We start from the raw sequence: 20,832 nt of genomic DNA on the forward strand, positions 1-20,832 counted from the left end.
GGCCGCCATTCAGAGCCGTCGCAAGTCCTCTACAATAGGAAGCATTTATTTTTCCACCACTCGCCTGCCCCTGTGAACGCCCCTGCGCCTCGCTCCGCCCACCAGCCACCGCCGCCCGAGGCATTCCGGCTGCGGGACGCCGAATGGCATGCGGCGTCCATCCGGCAGACCCTGCGGGACTGGGACAGCCGCACCGATCTCTGGGTCTTCGGCTATGGGTCGCTGATCTGGCGGCCGGAATTCGATTTCCTCGAATCCCGCCAGGCGCGCGTCCACGGCTACCACCGGGCGCTGTGCCTGTGGTCGCGCATCAACCGCGGCACCCCCGCGCAACCCGGCCTGGTGTTCGGGCTGGACCGGGGAGGCGCCTGCACCGGCCGCGTCTTCCGGATCGCCGCCGGCCAGGTGCCCGACATACTGCCCGCCCTATGGCAGCGTGAAATGGCCAGCGCCGCCTATATTCCGCGCTGGCTGCGCTGCCATACGGCTCTCGGCCCGGTATCCGGGCTGGTCTTCACCATGAATCGCCAGGACGACGGCTACGCGCACGGCCTGTCCATCCACCAGATCGTCGCTGCCGTGCGCCGGGGCCACGGACGCTATGGCGCCTGCACCGATTACGTGCTGCAGACGGCCCAGGCCCTGAACGACGCCGGCATTCCGGACCGGCGCCTGCAGGCCATCGTGCGCGCCCTGCAATCCCCAGAATCTTCCTTTTCCTGAACCGCCACCATGTCCATCGCCGATATCCGCCAGACCTATCAGAAGTTCGAACTGCTGGAAGCCGCCGCTGCGGCGAACCCCTACGCTCAATTCGAACTGTGGTTCGAGCAGGCTCTGCACAGCGAGGTCCGCGAACCCACCGCCATGACGCTGGCGACGGCCGACGCGGCCGGCCGCCCCTCCGCCCGGATCGTGCTGCTGAAGGGCTTCGACGCGCAGGGTTTCGTCTTCTACACCAACTACCAGTCACGCAAGGGCGAGGAGCTGGACGCCAACCCGCACGCCAGCCTGCTGTTCTTCTGGCCCGAGCTGGAACGCCAGGTGCGCATCGAAGGCGGCGTGACCCCCGTTCCGGCGGCCGAATCCGACGCCTACTATGCCAGCCGGCCGCTGGGCTCGCGCATCGGCGCGTGGGCCTCGCCGCAAAGCCGACCCATCAGCCACGAAGCCCTGGCGCAGCGCGTGCATGACCTGTCCGGACAACTGGGCGATGAGCCGGCCCGCCCGCCCCACTGGGGAGGCTACCGCCTGCAGGCGGCGCGCGTCGAATTCTGGCAGGGCCGGCCGTCCCGGCTGCACGACCGGCTGGTGTACACCCGAAATGCCACGGGCGGCTGGGATCTGACGCGCCTGGCCCCCTGATGAGCACCATGACCCGATCCTCCCCCGCTCCAGCGGATTTTCCATCCCTGTATTTCCGCTCGGCGCTGGGCCGGTTTCCAACGGGCGTGACCATCGTCACCGCCGAGCATCCGGACACCGGCGCCCCCCTGGGCCTGACCATCAGTTCTTTCAGCTCCGTGTCACTGGCCCCGCCCATGATCCTATGGACCTTGACGCATACCGCATCGTCGCTGGAAGCGTTCCTGGCGTTGGACCATTACGTGATCCACGTCCTGTCGGCCAGCCAGATCGACCTGGCCCGCCGCTTTGCCAAAGGATCGCAAACCGACCGGTTCGCCGGCCTGGCGCTGAACCGCGCGCCCAACGGCACCCTGATGCTGGGGGATTCCCGCTGCGCCGCCTGGTTCGAATGCCACAACACCCAGCACCATCAGGCAGGGGATCATACGATCTTCGTCGGCCAGGTGGAACACTGCCAGCGTCAATTGCTGTCGCCGCTGATCTACCACGCCGGGGATTTCGAACTGACCCAGGCCAGCGAACCCCTGTCCCGCAACTGACGCCGGACGCCCCTCTTCCCGATTGCGACCTTTCATGCACGACTACATCCTGACGCTTTCCTGCCCCGACCGCATGGGCATCGTCCATACCGTCAGCAGCTGGCTGTTGACGCTGCACGGCAACATCGTGCACGCGCAGCAGTTCGGCGACCCCGACAGCCAGCAGTTCTTCCTGAGAGTCCATTTCGCTCTGCCGGCCGCCACCCCCATCGAGACCCTGCAACAGGACTTCTCGGGCGCCGCCGAACGCTTCAACATGCAGTTCCAGATCCATGACGCCCGCCGCAAGGCGCGACTGCTGGTCCTGGTCAGCCGCCAGGGGCATTGCCTGAACGATCTGCTGTTTCGCGTGCAAAGCGGGCAGATGCCGGCGGAAATCGCGGGGGTCGTGTCCAATCACCCGGATTTCCAGGCGCTGGCGCAGGCGCACGGCCTGCCGTTTCACCACCTGCCGGTTTCCGCCGACACCCGCGCGGCCCAGGAGCGCCAGATCCTGGATCTGGTCGATCGCGAACGCGTGGACCTGGTCGTGCTGGCCCGCTACATGCAGATCCTGTCATCCGACCTATGCGGCGCCCTGGAAGGCCGCGCGATCAACATCCATCACAGTTTCCTGCCCAGCTTCAAGGGCGCGCGGCCTTATTACCAGGCCCACGCGCGGGGCGTGAAGATCATCGGCGCCACCGCGCACTACGTGACGCAGGACCTGGACGAGGGCCCCATCATCGAGCAGGACATCGAACGGGTGGACCACGCCATGGGCCCGCAGGACCTGACGCGCATCGGCAGCGATATCGAATCGGTGGTCCTGTCGCGCGCCGTGCGCTGGCACGTGGAGCACCGCATCCTGCGAAACGGGCGGCGCACGGTGGTATTCCGGTAGAGCCCCAGGTCTTCAGCCCGAAGGCCGGTCCAGAGGCTCGGGGTCCGCGAGGCGGATCCTCAGTCCGATCCGGCGGGCAATTCCAGTTCGAACAGGCTGGTGGCCTCGACCTCCAGCACCTGTTCGTCATTCTGATTGAACAGACGCCAGGCCCATCGGATGATGCCCAGATCGTCTCTCGACGAGGACACCCGTTTCGAATCCACAGTGGCTTCCAGGCGCAGTTGATCGCCCGGCCGCACCGGCAGGATCCAGCGCAGGCGCTCCAACCCCGGCGAACCGAAGGACTCTGAATCGTGCAGGGCGGATTCCACCGCCATGCGCATGGCCAGGCCGCAGGTCATCCAGCCGCTGGCGATCAGGCCGCCCCAGCGCCCCGAACGGGCGCGCTCGGCATCCACATGGAACCACTGCGGATCATAGGTGCGGGCAAAGGCCAGCATCTCCGCTTCATCCACCGTCACCGGCCCGTGGTGAATCACCATGCCCGGTTCGAATTCCTTGAATTTCATGACCATTTTCCAGGACAACACCAGGATTCATCATCCTGACGGCCCAGCCGGGACGCATGCCGCCGGCCGGGGCGAAAGTAATCCGTCAGTTTAACCGCATCCCCGGCCTGCGCCGGCCCCCTGATGAGACCCGGTCCCGTCAGGCGGAAAACGCGGCGGCCGCCCGGCTGATCCGATCGTCGATGCCCTGCCAGGCGGGCTCGGCGGGCGGGCGCTGCAGCACGATGAGATCGTAGCCGGCCGCATCCAGTTCGCGCAGCAGCGCGTACAGGCGGCGGGCATAGTGGGCCGGATCGGCTCGCACGACCACCCAGTCCACGCCCTCGGGCGCGGGGCCGGGCGGCGCATCCAGCACCACCACGGCCAGACGGCGGGCGGGCCGTCCAGCCTGCGCAATCGCCAAGGCCGGAGCCGGCCCCAGCCCGGCCGCCCAGGCCGACAGCGCAGCCGGGTCCATCAGCGCCACAGGCGTATGCGGCGCATAGTGCGCCTTGAGCGACCCCGACACCCGGGGCGCCGCCGCATCGGGCAGCGCGGGCAGATCGCCCAGGATCTCGGCCAGCTGCAGCACATTGATCTGGCCGGGCCGCAGCAAGGTCGGACCCACGCCCTGCTCCAGGCGGGAGAGATCCAGGATGGTCGATTCGATGCCGACCTGGGATTCGCCGCCCTCCAGGATCATCAGGGCCTGGTCGTCCAGATCGGGAAACGCCTGGCGCACGTGGTCCGCCCGCGTCGGCGACACCTGGCCGAATTGATTGGCCGAGGGCGCCGCCACGCCGCCGCAGCCATGGGGCTTGAGCGCGGCGAACACATGCAGCAGGGTCTGCGCGACCGGATGCGCCGGACAGCGCAGGCCGATGCTGTCCTGGCCGCCGCTGACCGCATCCGGAATCCGGGCGGCGCGCGGCAGGATCAGGGTCAGGGGCCCCGGCCAGAACGCCGCCATCAACTGCCGCGCCTGCAGCGGCACGGCAGCCGCCCAATAGGCCGGATCGGTGTCCGGGGCCAGGTGGACGATGACGGGATGATTGGCGGGACGCTTTTTGGCCGCATAGATGCGGGCCACCGCCTGCGGGTTTTCGGCATCGGCCCCCAGACCGTAGACGGTCTCGGTGGGGAACGCCACCAGGCGCCCCCGGTCCAGCCGGCGGGCGGCCTCCAGAATGCGGGCCTGCGCGGAGTCAGGCATCCGACAGCCCCAGCGCGCCGGCCACGCGGGCCACGCGGGCATGCAATTCGGCGGCCGTGGCGCCCAGGATGTTGACGTGGCCCATTTTGCGCCCCGGACGGGCCTGGCTCTTGGCGTACAGATGCAGGCGCGTGCCGGGCACGGACAGCACGCCCGCCCAATCCGGCTCGCGCAGCCGCCCATCGGGATCGAACCACAGGTCTCCCAGCAGATTCAGCATGGCGCTGGGGCATAGCGGATCCGTCATGCCCAGGGGCAGCCCGGCCATGATGCGGGCCTGCTGTTCGAACTGGCTGACCAGGCAGCCGTCTTGCGTGTAGTGACCGCTGTTATGCGGGCGCGGCGCCATTTCGTTGGCAATGACCGCGCCGTCGCGCAACACGAAGAATTCAACGCACAGCACCCCGTGGTAATCCAGGTGGTCCGCGATCCGCAAGGCATGGCGGCGGGCCCGATCCGCCACGGCGGGATCGATCGTGCCGTCGACGGTCGACACCGCCAGGATGCCGTCGCGATGCGCATTGCGGGAGGGCGGATACGTGACCGTGCGGCCATCCAGGCCGCGCGCCACCACGACGGAGATCTCGTAGTCCAGCGGCTGCAGGGCTTCCAGCACGCAGGCCGCCCCGCGCAGGGACTCGAACGCCTGCAGGGCCTGTTCGCGGGACGATACCCGAACCTGACCCTTGCCGTCATAACCCAGGCGCGCGGTCTTGAGGATGCCGGGAAACAAGGATGCGGGACAGACATCCAGATCGGACGCCTGCGACACGGCCGCATGCGCGGCCACCGGCACTCCGGATGCTTGCAGATAGGCCTTCTCGGCCAGACGGTCCTGGGCGATGGCCACCGAATCCCCGGCCGGGGCCGTCCGGCACAAGCCGGCCAGGCGGCGCAGGCTGTCGGCCGGCACGTTTTCGAATTCAGTCGTCACCGCCGCGCACAGACTGCCCAGTGTGTCGAGCGCCTGCGGATCGTCGTAGGCGGCGCGGATGTGGCGGTCCGCCACCGCGCCGGCCGGACTGGATTCGGCAGGGTCCAGCACCGCCACGCGATAGCCCAGCGCCTGGGCCGATTGACAGAACATGCGGCCCAACTGACCGCCGCCCAGCACCCCCAGCCAGGCCCCGGGCGCCGTCGGCAGAGCGGCCCCGCTGTCGGAGCCGACCATCAGGAAACCTCCGGCGGCACGACCATGGCGCGGGCGGCCTGGGTCTGGCGCGCCCGATAGGCCTGCAGGCGCTGCAGCAGGTCGGCATCCGTCATGGCCAGATTGGCGATCACGTGCAAGGCGGCATTGGCCGCCCCCGATTCGCCGATGGCGAAGGTGCCCACGGGAACCCCCCGGGGCATCTGCACGATCGACAGCAGGGAGTCTTCGCCGCGCAGATAGCGCGAGGGCACCGGCACCCCGAACACCGGCACCGGAGTCAGGGCCGCCATCATGCCGGGCAGATGAGCCGCCCCGCCCGCCCCGGCCACGATGGCCCGCAAGCCCCGCGTGACCGCCTGGGCGCCGTATTCGACCATGTCCAGCGGCATGCGGTGCGCCGACACCACCCGGGTCTCGTGGGCGATGCCGAACTCATCGAACACCGCAGCGGCATGGCGCATCACGTCCCAGTCGCTGGACGAGCCCATGATCAGCCCCACCACGGGGGCCTGGGCCGACGCGGCGGCAGCCTCGATCATGCCGCCCCCTGGGTCAGGCGATCCTGGGCTTCGCGGTATTTGGCGGCGGTGCGTTCCAGCACATCGGCCGGCAGGCGCGGCGCCGGCGCGGTCTTGCCCCAATCCTGGGTTTCCAGCCAGTCGCGCACGAACTGCTTGTCGAAGGACGGCGGGCTGATGCCCAGGGCATAGCCGTCTGCGGGCCAGAAACGCGAGGAATCCGGCGTCAGGACTTCATCCATCAGATGCAGGGTGCCCCGGGCATCCAGGCCGAATTCGAATTTCGTATCGGCGATCAGGATGCCCTGGCGGCCGGCATATTCGGCGGCCTCGGTGTACAGCGCCAGCGTCATGCGGCGGATTTCCGCCGCCAGGTCGGCGCCGACCTGGGCCACCACGTAATTGAAATCGACGTTCTCGTCGTGGTGCCCGAATTCGGCCTTGGCTGCCGGGGTGAAGATGGGCTCGGCCAGCTTTTCCGCCTGGCGCAGGCCGGGCGGCAAGGTCACGCCGCACACCGCGCCGCTGGCCTGGTAGTCCTTCCAGCCCGAGCCGATCAGGTAGCCGCGCGCCACGGCCTCGACCAGAATGGGGTCCAGGCGTTTGACCACCATGGCCCGCCCCGTCACCTGGTTCCGTTCTTCGGGCGTCACCACGTCTTCGGGCGCAATACCCGTGACGTGCGTGGGAATCAGATGGCCCAGGCGCTTCAACCAGAATTCCGTCAGGGCGGTCAGGACCTTGCCCTTGCCCGGAATCGGGTCGTCCAGAATGACGTCGAAGGCCGAGATCCGGTCCGTGGCGACGATGAGCAGTTTGTCTTCGCCCACGGCATACATGTCGCGGACCTTGCCGCGCCCCAGGAGGGGCAGCGACTGGATGGTGGATTGGAGCAAGGCCGTCATCGGAATTTATTTCACCAATTGCTTGAGTTCGCCCGCGGCATAGCGAGCCGCCATGTCCGACAGCGGGATCGCCTTGATCTTGGAGGCATTCCCCGCCGTGCCGAATTGCTCGTAGCGGGCCAGGCAGACCTTTTTGGCGGCCTCGCGGGCGGGCTTGAGGTATTCGCGCGGATCGAACTTGCCGGGGTTTTCCGCCAGGAAGCGGCGGATGGCGCCGGTCATGGCCAGGCGGATGTCGGTGTCGATGTTGACCTTCCGGACACCGAACTTGATGGCTTCCTGCAACTCTTCCACCGGCACGCCGTAGGTTTCCTTCATGTCGCCGCCGAACTGGCGGATTTCCGCCAGCAGTTCCTGGGGCACGCTGGAGCTGCCGTGCATCACCAGGTGGGTGTTGGGCAGGCGGGCGTGGATTTCCTTGATCCGCTGCACCGACAGGATGTCGCCGGTGGGCTTGCGCGTGAATTTATAGGCGCCGTGGCTGGTGCCCACGGCGATGGCCAGGGCGTCGAGCTGGGTCTGCTTGACGAAATCCGCCGCCTGTTCAGGGTCGGTCAGCAACTGTTCGAGGGTCATGGTGCCTTCCGCGCCGTGACCGTCTTCCTTGTCACCCTTCATGGTTTCCAGCGACCCCAGGCAGCCCAGTTCGCCTTCCACCGTGATGCCCAGTTTGTGCGCCATCTGGACGACCTGGCGGGTGACGTCCAGATTGTATTCGTAGGACGCGATCGACTTGCCGTCGGACATCAGCGAGCCATCCATCATGACGCTGGAAAAGCCCAGGTCGATGGCGCCCTGGCAGACCGCCGGCGACTGGCCGTGGTCCTGGTGCATGACGACGGGAATGTGCGGATAGGACTCGACCGCCGCCTGGATCAGGAGCTTGAGGAAGCCTTCGCCGGCATATTTACGGGCGCCGGCCGAAGCCTGCATGATCACCGGGCTGTCCGTCTGGGCAGCGGCTTCCATGATGGCCTGGACCTGTTCCAGATTGTTGACGTTGAAAGCGGGAATCCCGTAGCCGTGCTCGGCTGCGTGATCGAGGAGCTGACGCATGGAAACCAGGGCCATGGCTGGACCTCCAAAAGGTGAGATAGTGGATAAAACCGGATTGCCGAGATTTTAAGGCGGAATGGGAATTGCTGCTGATTCCGCCCCCGGGGCCGGCCTGTGGCGCGCACACCGGCGCCCGACGCCGGTTCACCCCTGGGAGCGCCGGGCCGATTTGGGCCTGAAGGCCTTGACGACGGCATCCTGCGTCTCGACGTACGGGCCGCCGATCAGGTCCAGGCAATAGGGTACGGCGGCGAACACGCCCGGGACCCTCACCTGGCCGTCCGGGTCCCTCAGGCCTTCCAGGGTTTCCTGGATGGCCTTGGGCTGGCCCGGCAGATTGATGATCAGCGCGGCGTGATCGGGCTGTTCCCGGATGACCGCCACCTGGCGCGACAGGATCGCGGTCGGCACGAAGGCCAGGCTGACCTGGCGCATCTGCTCGCCAAAGCCGGGCATCTCGCGCGTGGCCACGTCCAGCGTGGCCTCGGGCGTCACGTCCCGGCGGGCCGGTCCCGTGCCGCCCGTCGTCAGCACCAGGTCGCAACGGGCCTCGTCGACCAGTTCCCGCAGGGTGGCGGCGATACCGGCCCGATCATCGGGGATCAGGCGCGAAACGACCTGCGGCGGCCGCGTCAAGGCCCGCTGAAGCCAGTCGGCCAGCGCCGGAATGCCCTGATCCTGATAGACGCCCGACGAGGCGCGGTCGGACACCGACACGAGGCCGACGATCAGTTCATCGGGGTGACTGCGGCGCAATGGGAAGGAATCGCTCATGGGATAGACTGTGCTGACATGGAAACGGATATTCTATTAGGTACCGGCGCGGCGACGCGCACCCTGCTGCTCGTGGGCGGCGACCTGTGCGCGCGCGCCGCGGAATTGCAGGCCCCGGAACCCTGGACCTGCATCGGCCTGCGGCGGCGTGCCATGGCCGCCCGGCCCGGCGCCCGGATCCGCTGGCTGCGGGCCGACCTGACCGACCCTGTCGCCCTGGCCCGGGCGCTGGCCGCCGTCCCGGATATCACCGCCGCCCCCATCACCCATCTCCTGTACGCCCCCGCGCCCGATGCCCGCACGCCTGAAGCCTACGCCCGCGCCTACCCGCTGGGCCTGCGTGCGCTGCTGGACGCGCTACCCCGCCCCGACCGCCTGCAGCGCTGCGTGCTGGTCGATTCCTCCGCCGTCTGGGGGGCGGACGCGGGCGACCGCCTGGTGAACGAGGATACGCCGCCCGCTCCGGCGGACTTCCGCGGCGCGACGATGCTGGAAGCCGAGGCCTTGCTGCATGCCCGACTGCCCGGACGCGGCACCGCCCTGCGGCTGTCGGGGCTGTACGGTCCCGGACGGCTGCGCCTGCTGGACAGCCTGCGCGCCGGACGGATCGCCGCGCCGCACGGCCCGGGCCACTGGGCCAACCGGATCCACATCGACGACGCGGCGCGGGCCTGCATCCATCTGCTGACCCTGGCCGCCCCCCTGCCCAGCTACATCGGCACCGACGACCGCCCCATGCCCACGGCCACGCTGTACGACGCGCTGGCGCGGATGGCGGACGGACCGCCTCCCGCCCGGGAAAACCGCGCTCCGGACGGCAAGCGCCTGTCCAACGCGCGGCTGCGGGCCAGCGGCTGGACGCCCGCCTGGCCCGACGCGATCGACGGCTATGCGGCCTGCCTGGCCGGGGCATCCGCGCGCAGATCCTGAACGCAGCGCCCAAGGCGATGAAGCACCCTTTCCGCCTTGAGCCGCCCCGGACTGCCGCGTACACTGCCTGCCATGGTCCCCTCACATCGCGACACCCCCCCCACCTCACCGCTTGCAAGCGGCTCGGATTCGGCAGGCGCAGATCAGTCCGCAGGGACTGATCTGCGTCCGGCCTCATCCCTGAGCCTGCGTAGCGGCAACCATATCTGGGGCACGGAACGGCGCATGGCCCTGCTGGCCGCCATCGGCACCGAAGGATCCATCAGCGCGGCGGCGCGCAAGGTCGGACTGAGCTACAAGGCAGCCTGGGACGCCGTGGACATGATGAACAGTCTGGCCGGCGACCTGCTGGTCGAGCGCGTCACAGGCGGCAAGCGCGGCGGCGGGGCGCATCTGACCGGCCGGGCGCGCGAACTCGTCGCCTGGTACCAGGCGGCCCAGGCGGAACACCAGCGCTTCATGGAAGCATTGGCGCGCTTCGGCCCCGACGGCACCCGGCATCTGGACCTGTTGCACAGCATGGCGCTGCAGACTTCAGCCCGCAACTGCTACGAAGGCGTCATCGGCGCCATCGAGTCCGGCCGCATCAACGACCGCATCCGGTTGAACCTGGACGAAGGCATTTCCCTGACCGCTACCTTGACCCACGCCAGCACCGAACGGCTGGACCTGGCCGAAGGCCGGCGCGCGCTGGCCTTCCTGAAAGCCCAGGCGGTCCGCATCCTGCCGCGGGACGCCGCTGATCCGGACTCCGCCTCCGACGGACTGAACCGCTGGGTCGGCCGCATCAACCATCGCGCGGACGACGGCGCCCTGGCGGAAATCAGTCTGGATATCGGCCCCAGGGTGCGCATCACGGGGCTGGCCGACCCGGACGCATCGGACGGCGGACTCATCCCCGGAGAACTGGCCGCGGCCTGCTTCCAGGCGGCCGACGTGCTGATCGGCACGATGGACTGATCGGCGCTCCCAGCCGGCTGATCGGCATTCCCGGCCGGCGCACCCGCCGCGCCCCTCCGGGCGGCGCGTCAGCCCCGGGAAACCTGTTCGGCGTCGCCCTGGATTTCTCCGTGAGCGATGTGAAACACCTGATCGGCCAAGGCCCGCACATCCGCCGGGTCATGCGTGATCAGCACCGTGGGAATATCGATGTCGCGCTGCAGCTGGGCCAACTCCACGCGCATCTGCGCGCGCAGACCCGAATCCAGGGCCGACAGCGGTTCATCCAGCAGCAGCAGACCCGGATCGGTGGACAGGGCCCGCGCCAGGGCCACCCGCTGACGCTGCCCGCCGGACAGCTCGGCCGGATAGCGGTCCAGCAAACCATCCAGGTGAAACGCCCGCGCCCATCGCATCGCGGCGGGCGGCAGGTCGCGGCGGCGCAACCTGCCGCCGGCGGCGCCGCCGGCCGCAGGGCCGGTCGACCAGCCCCAGCCATGCCAGTTCAGCCAACCGCGCCGCAGGCCGAAGCCGATGTTCTGCCGCACGGTCAGATGGGGAAACAGGGCATAGTCCTGGAACAGGTATGCCAGTCGCCGGGCGCGGGGCGGCACGTCGATCCCCGCCGCATGATCGAACAGAACCCGTCCATCGATTTCGATGCGCCCCGCGTCCGGGCGCAGCAGCCCGGCGATCGCCTGCATCGTCAGGCTCTTGCCCGCCCCCGACGGCCCGAACAAGGCCACCCGGCGTCCGTCGGTCCGCCACGCAGGCCGCAGCAGGAAACCGTCCGGCCCGCCAATGCGGCAGCGGATGTCCACGATCAGGCTCATGCGACGCTCCGGGACCGGCGCGAGGCGCGGCCCCCCGGCATCAGCCAGGCGGCCAGGCACAACACCGCCACGCACGTGGCCGAGGTGACCAGCACCAGGATATTGGCCGTGTCGTCATTGCCGGCCTGGACAGCCTCGTAGATCGCGATCGACAGGGTCTGCGTCTTGCCGGGAATATTGCCCGCCACCATCAGCGTGGCGCCGAATTCGCCCAGCGCCCGGGCAAAGGCCAGCAGCACCCCGGCCAGGATGCCTCGGGCCGCCAGCGGCAGGCTGACCCGGAAAAAGACGGCGGCGGGCGATACCCCCAGCACGGCGGCGGCTTGTTCCAGGCGATGGTCCACATCCAGGAAAGCGGCCCGGGCCGCCTTGAGCACCATGGGGAAGGCGACGACGGCCGCCGCCACGACGGCCCCCTGCCAGGTGAAGACCAACTCGATGCCATGCGACTGCAGCCAGGCGCCCAGCGCGCCGCGCCGGCCAAACAGCACCAGCAGGTAATAGCCGGTGACGGTGGGCGGCAGCACCATGGGCAGGGTCAGGAAAGCATCGACCACGTCGCACCAGCGCGACGACCAGCGCGACAGACCATAGGCCACCGCAATGCCGCCCGCCGTGGCCAGGGCTGTCGCCCAGCCCGCGACCTTCAGGGACAGCAGTAAAGGAATCCAGAGTTCAGGCATGGAAATCGTACCGGCGCCGTCGGGCGGCGCGCCGCAGCGCACCACCCGGCAAAACCCGCATTATGGCTTGGCGAAGCCGTATCGGGCCAGCACGGCCTGTCCTTCGGGGGAGACGACGTACTTCAGGAAATCGGCAGCTTCCGGAGCCCGGCCGTCCCGCTTGACCAGTGCGATCGGATAGACCACCGGCGTGGGGGTATCCACCGTCTGCACGACCCGGACCTTGTCCTTCATGATGGCGGCATCCGTTGCGAAGACGAAACCGGCATCGACCTCGCCGCGTTCCACGTAGCTGAGCACCTGGCGCACGTTCTGCCCGAGGATTTCATGTGCCTTGACCACGTCCCAGGCGCCGGCCTTTTCCAGCGCAGCCTGGCTATAGCGCCCCACCGGCACGGATGCCGGATTGCCCAACGCGATCCGCTGCACCTCGGGTTTGGCCAGGTCCTTCAGGGACTGGATCCGGCGCGGGTTGTCGGCCGGCACCACCAGCACCACTTCGTTGCGCACGAAATCCACCCGGCTGGCAGGATCGATGGCCTGCGCGGCCGCGGCCTTGTCCATGGCCTTCTGATCGGCCGAGGCGAAGACATCGGCGGGGGCGCCTTCCACGATCTGGCGCAGCACCACGTCCGATGCGCCAAAGGTGGTCAGCACCTTGGTGCCCGGATGGGCGGTTTCATACTGGGCGGCCAGGTCCTTGAACGCATTGGTCAGGCTGGCGGCGGCCGACACCAGCACTTCACCGGCCATGACCGGCGCCACCGCCCCGGACAGCACGCAGACAGCCAACAGACGACGCAATTGCATGAAGACTCCTTCAGTCATAGAGAATGGATATCCGCTATCGTAATATATATAGGTATATTCCGCTATTGCTATGCGGACGGTGGATTTGACGGGCCCGCCGCCAGTCTCGCCTCGCAGCCGCAGTCGCCGGACGCCCGCCGCGCGGCGAGTAGAATGGAGCCTATTGCTCCAGGCGGCCGTTGCCCCATGGCCGCCGGTGTCCCGCGACCGAACTGCTCTGGATATGGCCACCCAGCCTTCGCCTTTCCCCACCATCGATGCCTTTCTGGATGCCCTGTGGCTGGAAGACGGTCTGGCCGACAATACGTTGGCGGCCTATCGGCGTGACCTGAGCGCCTTCGCCCGCTGGCTGCTGGGCGCCCAGGGGCGCCCGCCCGAATCCGCCCGCCAGGAAGACATCCAGGCATGGCTGGCCGCCCAATACCAGCAGACCAAGGCCAGCACGGCCAATCGCCGCCTGGCGGCGCTGAGGCGCTTCTACCTGTGGGCCCTGCGGCGCAATCTCTGCCACGAAGACCCCTGCCTGGGCCTGCACAGCGCCCGTCAGCCCGCCCGCTTTCCCAAGACCCTGTCCGAAGCCCAGGTGGATGATCTGCTGCAGGCCCCGGATACGGAGACGACCCTGGGCCTGCGCGACCGCGCCATGCTGGAAACCCTGTATGCGACGGGGCTGCGCGTCAGCGAACTGGTGCATCTGAATGTGCACGACACCAGCCTGAGCGACGGCGTGGTGCGCGTGGTCATGGGCAAGGGCGCCAAGGACCGCCTGGTGCCGCTGGGCGACGAGGCGCTGTACTGGATCGAACGCCACTTGCGCGAAAGCCGGCCGGCGATTCTGGGCGCCCGCGCCTGCGACGCCCTGTTCGCCACCACGCGCGGCGCGGCCATGACGCGCCAGGCATTCTGGCTGCTGATCCGCAAATATGCGCAACAGGCCGACATCCGGGTCCCCCTGTCGCCGCACGTGCTGCGCCACGCCTTCGCCACCCATCTGCTGAACCATGGCGCCGACCTGCGCGTCGTGCAAATGCTGCTGGGCCACGCCGATATCTCCACCACTCAGATCTACACCCACGTCGCCCGCGAACGGCTCAAGGCCCTGCACGCCCAGCACCACCCCCGGGCGTGACGGCCCGTCCCACCGATCAGGCCTTCCCCTATGTCCAAGACCAAGCACACCTCCGAGACCCCGGCCACGCATTGGCTGCGGCAACAAAAGATCACGTTCGGCGAACACCCCTACGACTATGTCGATCATGGCGGCGCCCGCGAAGCCGCGCAGCAACTGGGCGTGCCGCTGCACCAGGTCGCCAAGACCCTGATCATGGAAGACGAACACGGCCACCCGCTGGTGGTGCTGATGCACGGGGATTGCGAAGTCTCGACCAAGAATCTGGCCCGGCAGACCGGCGCCAAGAAGATCGCCCCCTGCACGCCCGACACGGCGCAGCGCAATTCCGGCTACCAGGTGGGCGGCACCTCGCCATTCGCCACCCGCAAGCGCATGCCGGTCTGGGTGGAAAAGACGCTGCTGGACTACGACACCGTCTACCTGAACGGCGGGCGGCGCGGCTACCTGATCAGCGTGGCGTCCGCTGTGCTGACGGGGGCGTTGGGCGCAAAGCCGGTGGAAGTGGCCCTGGGAGACGGCGCGGACCCCGCAGGGTGAGCCACCGCCACGCGGCGGCGATGGAAACTGGCGTCTCCTGCAGGAATCGAACCTGCAATCTTCCCTTAGGAGGGGAAAGTTATATCCATTTAACTAAGGAGACGAGGGCGGGCAGTGTGCGAACGCAACAGCCGGGGCGCCGGCAGTGCACAAGCGCACACAGCGACGCAAACAAGTAGTATAAAACACGCTTCCCGGCCACACCGACGCGGCGCCCGGTTTTTGTCTGATTCAGGCGGTTTTGATGATCCGTCAGTATGTATCGCAACACGGCGCCGCCCCGACCGCCGCTACCCGGCCGCCCATCCGGACGCGCGGCCGTCGGTCTTCATCGGGTTTCCGGCGCATCCTGCTGGCCGGCTGCCTGGCCCTGGCGGGCGCGTGGCACAGTCCGGCATCCTACGCCCAGTCAGCCAGCGTCTACCTGGAAGACCTGACTTCGCCCGAACTGCGGGACCGCATCGCAGCCGGCGCCACCACCATCCTGATTCCCGTCGGCGGCACGGAACAAAGCGGCCCGAACATCGCGCTGGGCAAGCACAACGCCCGCGCCCGCATCCTGGCGGGGCGCATCGCGCAAGCGCTGGGCAACACGATCGTCGCTCCCACGATCGCCTACGTTCCGGAAGGATCCATCACTCCGCCGGCCGCGCACATGCGCTTCGCCGGAACGATCTCGGTGCCCGAGCCGGTCTTCGAAGCCGTGCTGGAAGCCGCCGCCCGCAGCTTCAAGCAGCACGGGTTTCGCGACGTGTTCTTCCTGGGCGATCACGGCGGCTACCAACGCAATCTGGAAAAGGCGGCCGCGCAGTTGAACCGCGAATGGGCCAAAGATCCCGGCTGCCGCGCCCACGCCCTGCTCGACTATTACCGGATCACCCAGACTGCCTATGTCGATGCCCTGAAAAAACGCGGCTATTCGACCGCGGAAATCGGCACCCACGCGGGGCTGGCCGACACGTCTCTATCGCTGGCGCTGGACCCCTCGCAGGTCCGCTCATCCCTGCTGCCCCAAGGCGGCCGCTGGACGCCGCGCGACGGCGTGCACGGCGACCCGACCCGGGCCAGCGCCGAACTGGGCCGGATCGGCACGCGCCTGATCGTGGACACATCCGTGGCCGCCATCCGCAAGCAGCTCGCCCAGCACGCTTCTTCCCAAGGTCCCTCTGCACACAAATAGGGAGTTTCATCGTGGTATCGAAAATGTCATTCGGCCTGTACGCGGCCTGGTCGACCGCTGCGGCGCTGTCCGTCGGCATCCCCGCCGTCCAGGCGGCCGGCCCGACGGCGGCCGCGCCGACAGCCATCCAGACCGTTCCCGGCATGCCGCCCGTGGTCGACCCGCGCAATGTCTACAGCGAAATCGGCGCCGGCCACCTGAGCCCCGCCGTCCGGAAGGACCTGCCGCGCGTCTACGTGCCCAACCTGCGATCCAATGACGTCTCGGTCATCGATCCGGATACGCTGAAAGTGGTGGATACCTTCAAGGTCGGCAAAAGCCCGCAGCACGTCGTGCCGTCGTGGGACCTGCGCACCCTGTGGGTGGCCAACAATGCGGAACGCACCCATGACGGCAGTCTGACGCCCATCGACCCGCTGACCGGAAAACCGGGGAAATCGGTGCCCGTCGACGACCCCTACAACATGTACTTCACCCCGGACGGCAAGTCGGCCATCGTCGTGGCCGAAGCCCGCAAGCGCCTGGATTTCCGCGATCCGCACACCATGGCGATGCAGTATTCCATCGACGTGCCGCAGTGCGGCGGCCTGAACCACGCGGATTTTTCCATCGACGGGCGCTATGCGCTGTTCACCTGCGAATTCGACGGCAGCGTGGCCAAGATCGACATGGTGAATCACACGGTGCTGGGCTACCTGCCGCTGCCCTTGCCGATGACGCATGCGCAGGACGCCATGCGGGCGGAGGGAAAATCCGCCAAGAAAATGAAGATGCCTAAAAAAGGCATGCCGCAAGACGTGCGTATCTCGCCGGACGGCAAGCGTTTCTACATCGCCGACATGATGGCCGATGGCGTCTTCGTCGTCGACGGGGACGTCTTCAAGCAGATCGGCTTCATCCCGGTCGGGCTGGGCACCCATGGCCTGTATCCCAGCCGGGACGGCAAATCCCTGTACATCACCAGCCGGGGCACCCACCAGATCCACGGCAAGCCCAAGGGCAAGGGCAGCGTCGCCGTCCTGGACTTCGCCACCGGAAAAATCGTGGCGGACTGGCCGATCCCCGGCGGCGGCAGCCCCGACATGGGCAACGTCAGCGCCGACGGCAAGTGGCTGTGGCTGTCGGGCCGGTTCGACGACGTGGTCTACCGCATCGACACCAAGACCGGAGCCGTCCGGCAGATCAAGGTCGGCCAGGAACCCCATGGCCTGACCGTCTGGCCGCAGCCGGGCCGCTATTCTCTGGGCCACACGGGCAATCTGCGCTAGCTGAGCGCCGCGCCCAGGTCGACTTTCACGCCGATTTCCTGGGCGGTTGCCTGAACCGCCACCAGCAGGCACCGCGCACCCGGACTATCCGCCTGCGCGGCGATCAAGGCCCCCGACACCCGCACGTAATCCGGCCGCAGTTCGTGCAGATACAGCAGGGCGTCGGGTTGCTCGGCAAAGCGCCGCAGCCCCAGCCGCACGCCATGTTCCCGCAGCATCTCGGCGAACTTCATGATCTGCCCCCGATACGAGACCAGGCCATAGGAATCCAGTTCGACCAGCAAGCTGGCCGCCTGGTCCGGCCGCCCCGTCAGGCGGGCGGCGATCTCGGCCCGGAAATCATCCTGCAAGATGGAAGCCAGGGACATGCGCAGCGTCAGATCGCCGGGGTGCGTCGCCAGCCAGTTCAAGCCCAGATTGACGGCCTGCGCATCGCAGGCGGCCGACAGGCCCAGGCGCACGGCGGGCGGCATGAACAGATACCCCGACAGCGGCTCCGAAGCGCCGGGTTCCTGCAGCAGCAAGGTCCCCATCATGCAATCCGTCCCGGTCACGGAGGACTCGTCGCGCTGCAGCGCCAGGGAAAACCAGCCTTCGTCCAGCGCATTGCGCAGCAGGCTGCGCCAGGCCTGCTCGCCCCCGACCCGGCCGGCGGCGTCCTTGTGCATGTCCTGATCGGGCAGGTATTCGACCTCGTTGCTGCCGGCGCTTTCCGCGCGCATCAGCGCTTCGTCCAGACGGACCAGCACGTCGGAAAGATCCTCGCCGGGCTCGTAGTCCGTCAGGACCATGCGCCAGCGGCACAAGCCCGCCTGGCCCAGCTGGATGCGCTGCGCCTGCAGGATGTCGGCCACCGCCTTGGCTACCCGGACCGCTACCGGCCCGGGCATCATCGGCAGGACAAAGGCGAAGTCCGAGCCATTGAGCCGCGCCAGCCAGGCCTGGGGCCCGATCCGGACATGCAGCAATTCCAGCACCAGATGCCCGACGTTGCGCAGCCACTGATCCACCACCACGCGGCTCATGGATTGGTTCACGGCCTGCAGATCGCACTGGCGAAACAGCATGACATGGCCGCTGCTGCCGTTCTGGCTGGCGGGCTGCTCCAGCAGGCGCCGCAGTTCATTGATGAAATACTTGCGGTTGGCCAACCCGGTCACCGAGTCCTGGTTCAACTCCAATTGCAGGGACTCGATCCGGGCCTCGCGCTCGGTGACGGTCGCCCGGACCTGCTCATGCGTGCGCACGATGGCCTGCGAGACTTCCTGGAGCTCGACGATGCCGGGGTGGCGCACCGGCGGCAGATCCGCCGTGCCGTCTCCTTCGGCCAAGGCGCGCACCCGCGTCATGACGTCGTCATGCAGGGCGCGGCGCAACCAGCGCATCAGCAGCCAGATGAACAGGCCCCACAGGATCCCCGCCCCCACGGTCAGGGCCACGATGCGCTCCGTGCTGGTCCACAGGGCGTCGCGCGCATAGGCGTCGTTGGCCTGCAGGCGCACCACGCCCAGCTGCGACCAGCCGTTCGTCACCTGGCGCTGGGCCTCGTGGCGCTGCAGCGGCAGCAGATGGCTGAACCAGTCCGGCGCCTGCACGCGTTCGTCCTGCCCGTCGCCGATCTCCCGCCGGATCAGGATCCGCCCGGTCGGATCCAGGAATTCCACCACCCGGAACTGGCCGCTGTCGAACAGCACGGAAATCAGCAATTCCCGCACGGTGGGGTCCTGGTTGGACGGCTGCGACAAGGTGAGCGCCAGGGACGTGGCCGTGGAATCGCTTTGCGCCTGCAGCTGGGCGTCCAGGTACTGGCGGGCCGAGCCGATGCTGAATATCGTCGCCCCGACCAGGATCACCAGGATCGCAAGCGTCACACTCAACAGCAATTGTCTTAACAAGGACATGACATTCCTTTTCTACGGAATCAGGGTTGAAAGCCTTCGGCCCGCATCTTGCCGAGCAGGTCGCGCCAGCGCCCGATCTGGTCAACCGACCGCCGGCCGCCGCCCGGCACATAGACCCCCTCGGCATTGAAGCTGAACACGGGCGTCAGATCCGGGCGTAAATGCGCGGGCTGGATACGGTCGATCAGGCTGTCGAGCACCAGGGGTTCGGCCTGCGGCGTGGGATAGTAGCCCAGCACCATATGCGCGATGCTCTGGCTGCCGATCTGGGCCCGCACGTAGACCAGGCGCAATTTCTCGGGCGGCACCCCCAGGCGCAACAGAGAAAAATATTTGCCAATGACATAATCTTCACAGTCCCCCGCCCCCTTCGCCAAGGATTCCAACGGCGTGGCCCAGTAGTCGGTCTTGCCCCAGATGGTGATGTCTTCCCCGCCGATCAGGGCTTGATTCCAGAACGCATTGGTCTGCCGCAATTTTTCCTGCTCGTCGCCGCCCGCCGCCTGGCTCAGCATGGCTTGCCAGGCATTCACCGCCCGCTCGGCCTTGGCGCCATAGTGCTGGCGGGCATAGGCCGCCAGGTGCGACGGGTCGAACGTCAGGGCTGGCGCCGACCCCCAGGCCAGAGCCAGTCCCCAGACCAGGACAGTCAGCCCCTGCAGCAGGCCCCTCATCCTGGCAGAAGCCTGCCGACGATCATGCATTCATGAATTTTGATACAAAACCTGACCTACAGGAAGAGGACCGGGAAAACGACGCTGGTTCTTCGGAAAAGACGATAGTAACGGCCCGGACCGGGAACGCCTATTGGCGGGAAAGACAGGCTGGAGTCCATGCGCTCCCTGCCGATGAACGGGCGGGCACCCGCCGGCACCGGGCCGCATCATGCGCAGCGTTCGGAGATCTCGATCAGATTCAAGTCGGGGTCGCGTAGATAGATGGACCGGATCGGGAAATTCGCGCCTGTGCGGCGCACCGGACCTTCGATGATGTCGGCGCCCTTGGCCTGCAAGCTCGCAATGACGGCATCCAGCGGCCCGGAGGCGATGAAACACAGGTCCAGCGCCCCAGGCACCGGCAGGTGCGCCTTGGGCTCGAATTCGCGACCCTTGACGTGCAGGTTGATCTTCTGCGCTCCGAACTTGAAGGCCTTGCGGCCCTGTCCGAAGGTTTCCAGCGTCATCCCCAGCAGCCCGACGTAGAAATCCACGCAGGCCTGCTCGTTGGCCGTGGTCAGGACCAGGTGGTCGAGATGATCGATCATGTTGACTCCTTTTCGTGTCTGGTCGGCGCCGCCCGCCGAGGGATCGCCGACATGGCCGGGTCCGCGCTAAGGCCGGGGCAGAAGGTCCAGGACCGTCTCGGAAGGCCGGCACAGGCGAGCGCCCATCGGGGTGACGACGATGGGGCGATTGATGAGGATCGGGTGCTGGAGCATGAAATCGATCAGTTGCTCATCGGTCCATTTCGGGTCCGACAGCCCCAGTTCCTCGTACGGAGAGCCCTTCTGCCGCAACACGTCGCGCGCGGACACCCCCATCGCAGCGATCAGGCGCCGCAAGGTCTCGCGATCCGGCGGCGTCTTCAGATATTCGATGACAGCGGGCTCTTCGCCGCTTTGCCGAATCAGGTCCAGCACCTTGCGCGACGTGCCGCAGGCGGGGTTGTGGTAGATGGTGATCGAATTCATGCAATGCCTCTTGATGCAAGATTGAAACG

23 protein-coding genes, 1 tRNA gene and 1 pseudogene are annotated in these 20,832 nt (G+C 67.6%); 10 read left to right on the top strand and 15 right to left on the bottom strand.

What is annotated here, in order from left to right; genetic code table 11:
• Window positions 1-72: 72 nt before the first annotated feature.
• Genes WBG56_RS13205 through purU form a run of 4 tightly spaced genes read left to right on the top strand, consistent with a single transcriptional unit; the run spans window position 73 to window position 2,790 of the window.
• On the top strand, window positions 73-723 hold the full coding sequence (locus tag WBG56_RS13205) for a gamma-glutamylcyclotransferase (RefSeq protein ID WP_424269056.1): 651 nt from the start codon (window positions 73-75) through the stop codon (window positions 721-723).
• A 9-nt stretch (window positions 724-732) separates the two neighbouring features.
• Window positions 733-1,365 (top strand): pyridoxamine 5'-phosphate oxidase, encoded by a 633-nt coding sequence (gene pdxH, locus WBG56_RS13210; protein WP_424269058.1) that lies wholly within the window; start codon window positions 733-735, stop codon window positions 1,363-1,365.
• Between the two features lie 8 nt (window positions 1,366-1,373).
• On the top strand, window positions 1,374-1,907 hold the full coding sequence (locus WBG56_RS13215) for a flavin reductase family protein (protein ID WP_424269060.1): 534 nt from the start codon (window positions 1,374-1,376) through the stop codon (window positions 1,905-1,907).
• Window positions 1,908-1,941: 34 nt separating this feature from the next.
• Window positions 1,942-2,790 (top strand): formyltetrahydrofolate deformylase, encoded by an 849-nt coding sequence (purU, locus tag WBG56_RS13220; RefSeq protein WP_424269062.1) that lies wholly within the window; start codon window positions 1,942-1,944, stop codon window positions 2,788-2,790.
• 59 nt (window positions 2,791-2,849) lie between these two features.
• On the opposite strand, the gene WBG56_RS13225 is transcribed toward purU, so the two are convergent.
• The 7 genes from WBG56_RS13225 to mog form a co-directional block, all read right to left on the bottom strand.
• Entirely contained in the window at window positions 2,850-3,302 is a 453-nt protein-coding gene (locus tag WBG56_RS13225; RefSeq protein ID WP_424269064.1) for a MaoC family dehydratase, read from the bottom strand.
• A 139-nt stretch (window positions 3,303-3,441) separates the two neighbouring features.
• Window positions 3,442-4,494: an L-threonylcarbamoyladenylate synthase gene (locus WBG56_RS13230; protein ID WP_424269066.1), complete on the bottom strand. Its 1,053-nt coding sequence runs from the start codon at window positions 4,492-4,494 to the stop codon at window positions 3,442-3,444.
• On the bottom strand, window positions 4,487-5,665 hold the full coding sequence (locus tag WBG56_RS13235; RefSeq protein WP_424269068.1) for a 5-(carboxyamino)imidazole ribonucleotide synthase: 1,179 nt from the start codon (window positions 5,663-5,665) through the stop codon (window positions 4,487-4,489). Before WBG56_RS13235 ends, WBG56_RS13230 begins: the two co-directional genes overlap by 8 nt.
• Window positions 5,665-6,186, bottom strand: a complete 522-nt coding sequence (gene purE, locus WBG56_RS13240; RefSeq protein WP_424269070.1) for a 5-(carboxyamino)imidazole ribonucleotide mutase — start codon at window positions 6,184-6,186, stop codon at window positions 5,665-5,667. Before purE ends, WBG56_RS13235 begins: the two co-directional genes overlap by 1 nt.
• Window positions 6,183-7,070, bottom strand: coding sequence for a phosphoribosylaminoimidazolesuccinocarboxamide synthase (locus WBG56_RS13245; protein WP_424269072.1), 888 nt, complete (start codon window positions 7,068-7,070; stop codon window positions 6,183-6,185). Before WBG56_RS13245 ends, purE begins: the two co-directional genes overlap by 4 nt.
• Before the next feature lie 6 nt (window positions 7,071-7,076).
• Window positions 7,077-8,141 (bottom strand): class II fructose-bisphosphate aldolase, encoded by a 1,065-nt coding sequence (gene fba / locus WBG56_RS13250; protein WP_424269074.1) that lies wholly within the window; start codon window positions 8,139-8,141, stop codon window positions 7,077-7,079.
• A 129-nt stretch (window positions 8,142-8,270) separates the two neighbouring features.
• Complete coding sequence (gene mog / locus WBG56_RS13255; RefSeq protein ID WP_424269076.1) at window positions 8,271-8,900, bottom strand: molybdopterin adenylyltransferase; 630 nt, start codon at window positions 8,898-8,900, stop codon at window positions 8,271-8,273.
• Between the two features lie 18 nt (window positions 8,901-8,918).
• Between mog and WBG56_RS13260 the strand changes: the two genes are divergently transcribed.
• Both WBG56_RS13260 and WBG56_RS13265 read left to right on the top strand, forming a co-directional pair.
• A complete protein-coding gene (locus WBG56_RS13260; RefSeq protein WP_424269078.1) occupies window positions 8,919-9,830 on the top strand; it encodes an NAD-dependent epimerase/dehydratase family protein in 912 nt (303 codons plus the stop codon).
• A 225-nt stretch (window positions 9,831-10,055) separates the two neighbouring features.
• Window positions 10,056-10,790: a TOBE domain-containing protein gene (locus tag WBG56_RS13265; RefSeq protein WP_424269080.1), complete on the top strand. Its 735-nt coding sequence runs from the start codon at window positions 10,056-10,058 to the stop codon at window positions 10,788-10,790.
• A gap of 68 nt (window positions 10,791-10,858) precedes the next feature.
• Here the strand turns inward: WBG56_RS13265 and WBG56_RS13270 are convergent, their stop codons facing one another.
• Genes WBG56_RS13270 through modA form a run of 3 tightly spaced genes read right to left on the bottom strand, consistent with a single transcriptional unit; the run spans window position 10,859 to window position 13,095 of the window.
• Complete coding sequence (locus WBG56_RS13270; protein WP_424269082.1) at window positions 10,859-11,602, bottom strand: ABC transporter ATP-binding protein; 744 nt, start codon at window positions 11,600-11,602, stop codon at window positions 10,859-10,861.
• Window positions 11,599-12,285, bottom strand: coding sequence for a molybdate ABC transporter permease subunit (modB, locus tag WBG56_RS13275; RefSeq protein ID WP_424269084.1), 687 nt, complete (start codon window positions 12,283-12,285; stop codon window positions 11,599-11,601). The genes WBG56_RS13270 and modB overlap by 4 nt, the downstream gene beginning before the upstream one ends.
• Before the next feature lie 60 nt (window positions 12,286-12,345).
• On the bottom strand, window positions 12,346-13,095 hold the full coding sequence (modA, locus tag WBG56_RS13280; protein ID WP_424269086.1) for a molybdate ABC transporter substrate-binding protein: 750 nt from the start codon (window positions 13,093-13,095) through the stop codon (window positions 12,346-12,348).
• Between the two features lie 223 nt (window positions 13,096-13,318).
• Between modA and xerD the strand changes: the two genes are divergently transcribed.
• Together xerD and WBG56_RS13290 are read left to right on the top strand one after the other, a co-directional pair.
• Window positions 13,319-14,224 (top strand): site-specific tyrosine recombinase XerD, encoded by a 906-nt coding sequence (xerD, locus tag WBG56_RS13285; protein WP_424269088.1) that lies wholly within the window; start codon window positions 13,319-13,321, stop codon window positions 14,222-14,224.
• 30 nt (window positions 14,225-14,254) lie between these two features.
• On the top strand, window positions 14,255-14,764 hold the full coding sequence (locus WBG56_RS13290; protein WP_424269090.1) for an aminoacyl-tRNA deacylase: 510 nt from the start codon (window positions 14,255-14,257) through the stop codon (window positions 14,762-14,764).
• Between the two features lie 28 nt (window positions 14,765-14,792).
• Here WBG56_RS13290 and WBG56_RS13295 read toward each other — a convergent pair.
• Window positions 14,793-14,867: transfer RNA gene (locus WBG56_RS13295), tRNA-Arg, on the bottom strand.
• Between the two features lie 141 nt (window positions 14,868-15,008).
• Between WBG56_RS13295 and WBG56_RS13300 the strand changes: the two genes are divergently transcribed.
• Together WBG56_RS13300 and WBG56_RS13305 are read left to right on the top strand one after the other, a co-directional pair.
• Entirely contained in the window at window positions 15,009-15,944 is a 936-nt protein-coding gene (locus WBG56_RS13300) for a creatininase family protein (RefSeq protein ID WP_424269092.1), read from the top strand.
• A 23-nt stretch (window positions 15,945-15,967) separates the two neighbouring features.
• Window positions 15,968-17,212, top strand: a complete 1,245-nt coding sequence (locus tag WBG56_RS13305; protein WP_424269094.1) for a YncE family protein — start codon at window positions 15,968-15,970, stop codon at window positions 17,210-17,212.
• Here WBG56_RS13305 and WBG56_RS13310 read toward each other — a convergent pair.
• From WBG56_RS13310 to arsC, 4 genes and pseudogenes are all read right to left on the bottom strand, one after another.
• On the bottom strand, window positions 17,209-19,113 hold the full coding sequence (locus tag WBG56_RS13310) for a LapD/MoxY N-terminal periplasmic domain-containing protein (RefSeq protein ID WP_424269096.1): 1,905 nt from the start codon (window positions 19,111-19,113) through the stop codon (window positions 17,209-17,211). The two genes, WBG56_RS13305 and WBG56_RS13310, sit on opposite strands and share 4 nt — an antisense overlap.
• 20 nt (window positions 19,114-19,133) lie before the next feature.
• Window positions 19,134-19,787 carry a transglutaminase-like cysteine peptidase gene (locus tag WBG56_RS13315; protein WP_424269098.1) on the bottom strand — a complete coding sequence of 218 codons (654 nt, stop codon included), beginning with the start codon at window positions 19,785-19,787 and terminating at the stop codon, window positions 19,134-19,136.
• 209 nt (window positions 19,788-19,996) lie between these two features.
• A complete protein-coding gene (locus WBG56_RS13320; RefSeq protein ID WP_424269100.1) occupies window positions 19,997-20,377 on the bottom strand; it encodes a VOC family protein in 381 nt (126 codons plus the stop codon).
• A gap of 69 nt (window positions 20,378-20,446) precedes the next feature.
• Window positions 20,447-20,803 (bottom strand): annotated as a pseudogene (gene arsC, locus WBG56_RS13325) (arsenate reductase (glutaredoxin)); the annotation flags it as partial.
• Window positions 20,804-20,832: the final 29 nt, after the last annotated feature.

The organism is Castellaniella sp. (assembly GCF_049671645.1).
Classification (GTDB): domain Bacteria; phylum Pseudomonadota; class Gammaproteobacteria; order Burkholderiales; family Burkholderiaceae_B; genus Castellaniella.

Coding starts and splice junctions, on each gene's coding strand:
- WBG56_RS13270 (WP_424269082.1), bottom strand. CDS start 11,602: ATGAGCCTGATCGTGGACATCCGCTGCCGCATTGGCGGGCCGGACGGT.
- WBG56_RS13265 (WP_424269080.1), top strand. CDS start 10,056: ATGGCCCTGCTGGCCGCCATCGGCACCGAAGGATCCATCAGCGCGGCG.
- xerD (WP_424269088.1), top strand. CDS start 13,319: ATGGCCACCCAGCCTTCGCCTTTCCCCACCATCGATGCCTTTCTGGAT.
- purE (WP_424269070.1), bottom strand. CDS start 6,186: ATGATCGAGGCTGCCGCCGCGTCGGCCCAGGCCCCCGTGGTGGGGCTG.
- WBG56_RS13315 (WP_424269098.1), bottom strand. CDS start 19,787: ATGAGGGGCCTGCTGCAGGGGCTGACTGTCCTGGTCTGGGGACTGGCT.
- modB (WP_424269084.1), bottom strand. CDS start 12,285: ATGCCTGAACTCTGGATTCCTTTACTGCTGTCCCTGAAGGTCGCGGGC.
- WBG56_RS13300 (WP_424269092.1), top strand. CDS start 15,009: ATGATCCGTCAGTATGTATCGCAACACGGCGCCGCCCCGACCGCCGCT.
- WBG56_RS13305 (WP_424269094.1), top strand. CDS start 15,968: ATGTCATTCGGCCTGTACGCGGCCTGGTCGACCGCTGCGGCGCTGTCC.
- WBG56_RS13260 (WP_424269078.1), top strand. CDS start 8,919: ATGGAAACGGATATTCTATTAGGTACCGGCGCGGCGACGCGCACCCTG.
- WBG56_RS13290 (WP_424269090.1), top strand. CDS start 14,255: ATGTCCAAGACCAAGCACACCTCCGAGACCCCGGCCACGCATTGGCTG.
- purU (WP_424269062.1), top strand. CDS start 1,942: ATGCACGACTACATCCTGACGCTTTCCTGCCCCGACCGCATGGGCATC.
- WBG56_RS13225 (WP_424269064.1), bottom strand. CDS start 3,302: ATGAAATTCAAGGAATTCGAACCGGGCATGGTGATTCACCACGGGCCG.
- WBG56_RS13320 (WP_424269100.1), bottom strand. CDS start 20,377: ATGATCGATCATCTCGACCACCTGGTCCTGACCACGGCCAACGAGCAG.
- mog (WP_424269076.1), bottom strand. CDS start 8,900: ATGAGCGATTCCTTCCCATTGCGCCGCAGTCACCCCGATGAACTGATC.
- WBG56_RS13215 (WP_424269060.1), top strand. CDS start 1,374: ATGACCCGATCCTCCCCCGCTCCAGCGGATTTTCCATCCCTGTATTTC.
- pdxH (WP_424269058.1), top strand. CDS start 733: ATGTCCATCGCCGATATCCGCCAGACCTATCAGAAGTTCGAACTGCTG.
- fba (WP_424269074.1), bottom strand. CDS start 8,141: ATGGCCCTGGTTTCCATGCGTCAGCTCCTCGATCACGCAGCCGAGCAC.
- modA (WP_424269086.1), bottom strand. CDS start 13,095: ATGCAATTGCGTCGTCTGTTGGCTGTCTGCGTGCTGTCCGGGGCGGTG.
- WBG56_RS13245 (WP_424269072.1), bottom strand. CDS start 7,070: ATGACGGCCTTGCTCCAATCCACCATCCAGTCGCTGCCCCTCCTGGGG.
- WBG56_RS13230 (WP_424269066.1), bottom strand. CDS start 4,494: ATGCCTGACTCCGCGCAGGCCCGCATTCTGGAGGCCGCCCGCCGGCTG.
- WBG56_RS13310 (WP_424269096.1), bottom strand. CDS start 19,113: ATGTCCTTGTTAAGACAATTGCTGTTGAGTGTGACGCTTGCGATCCTG.
- WBG56_RS13235 (WP_424269068.1), bottom strand. CDS start 5,665: ATGGTCGGCTCCGACAGCGGGGCCGCTCTGCCGACGGCGCCCGGGGCC.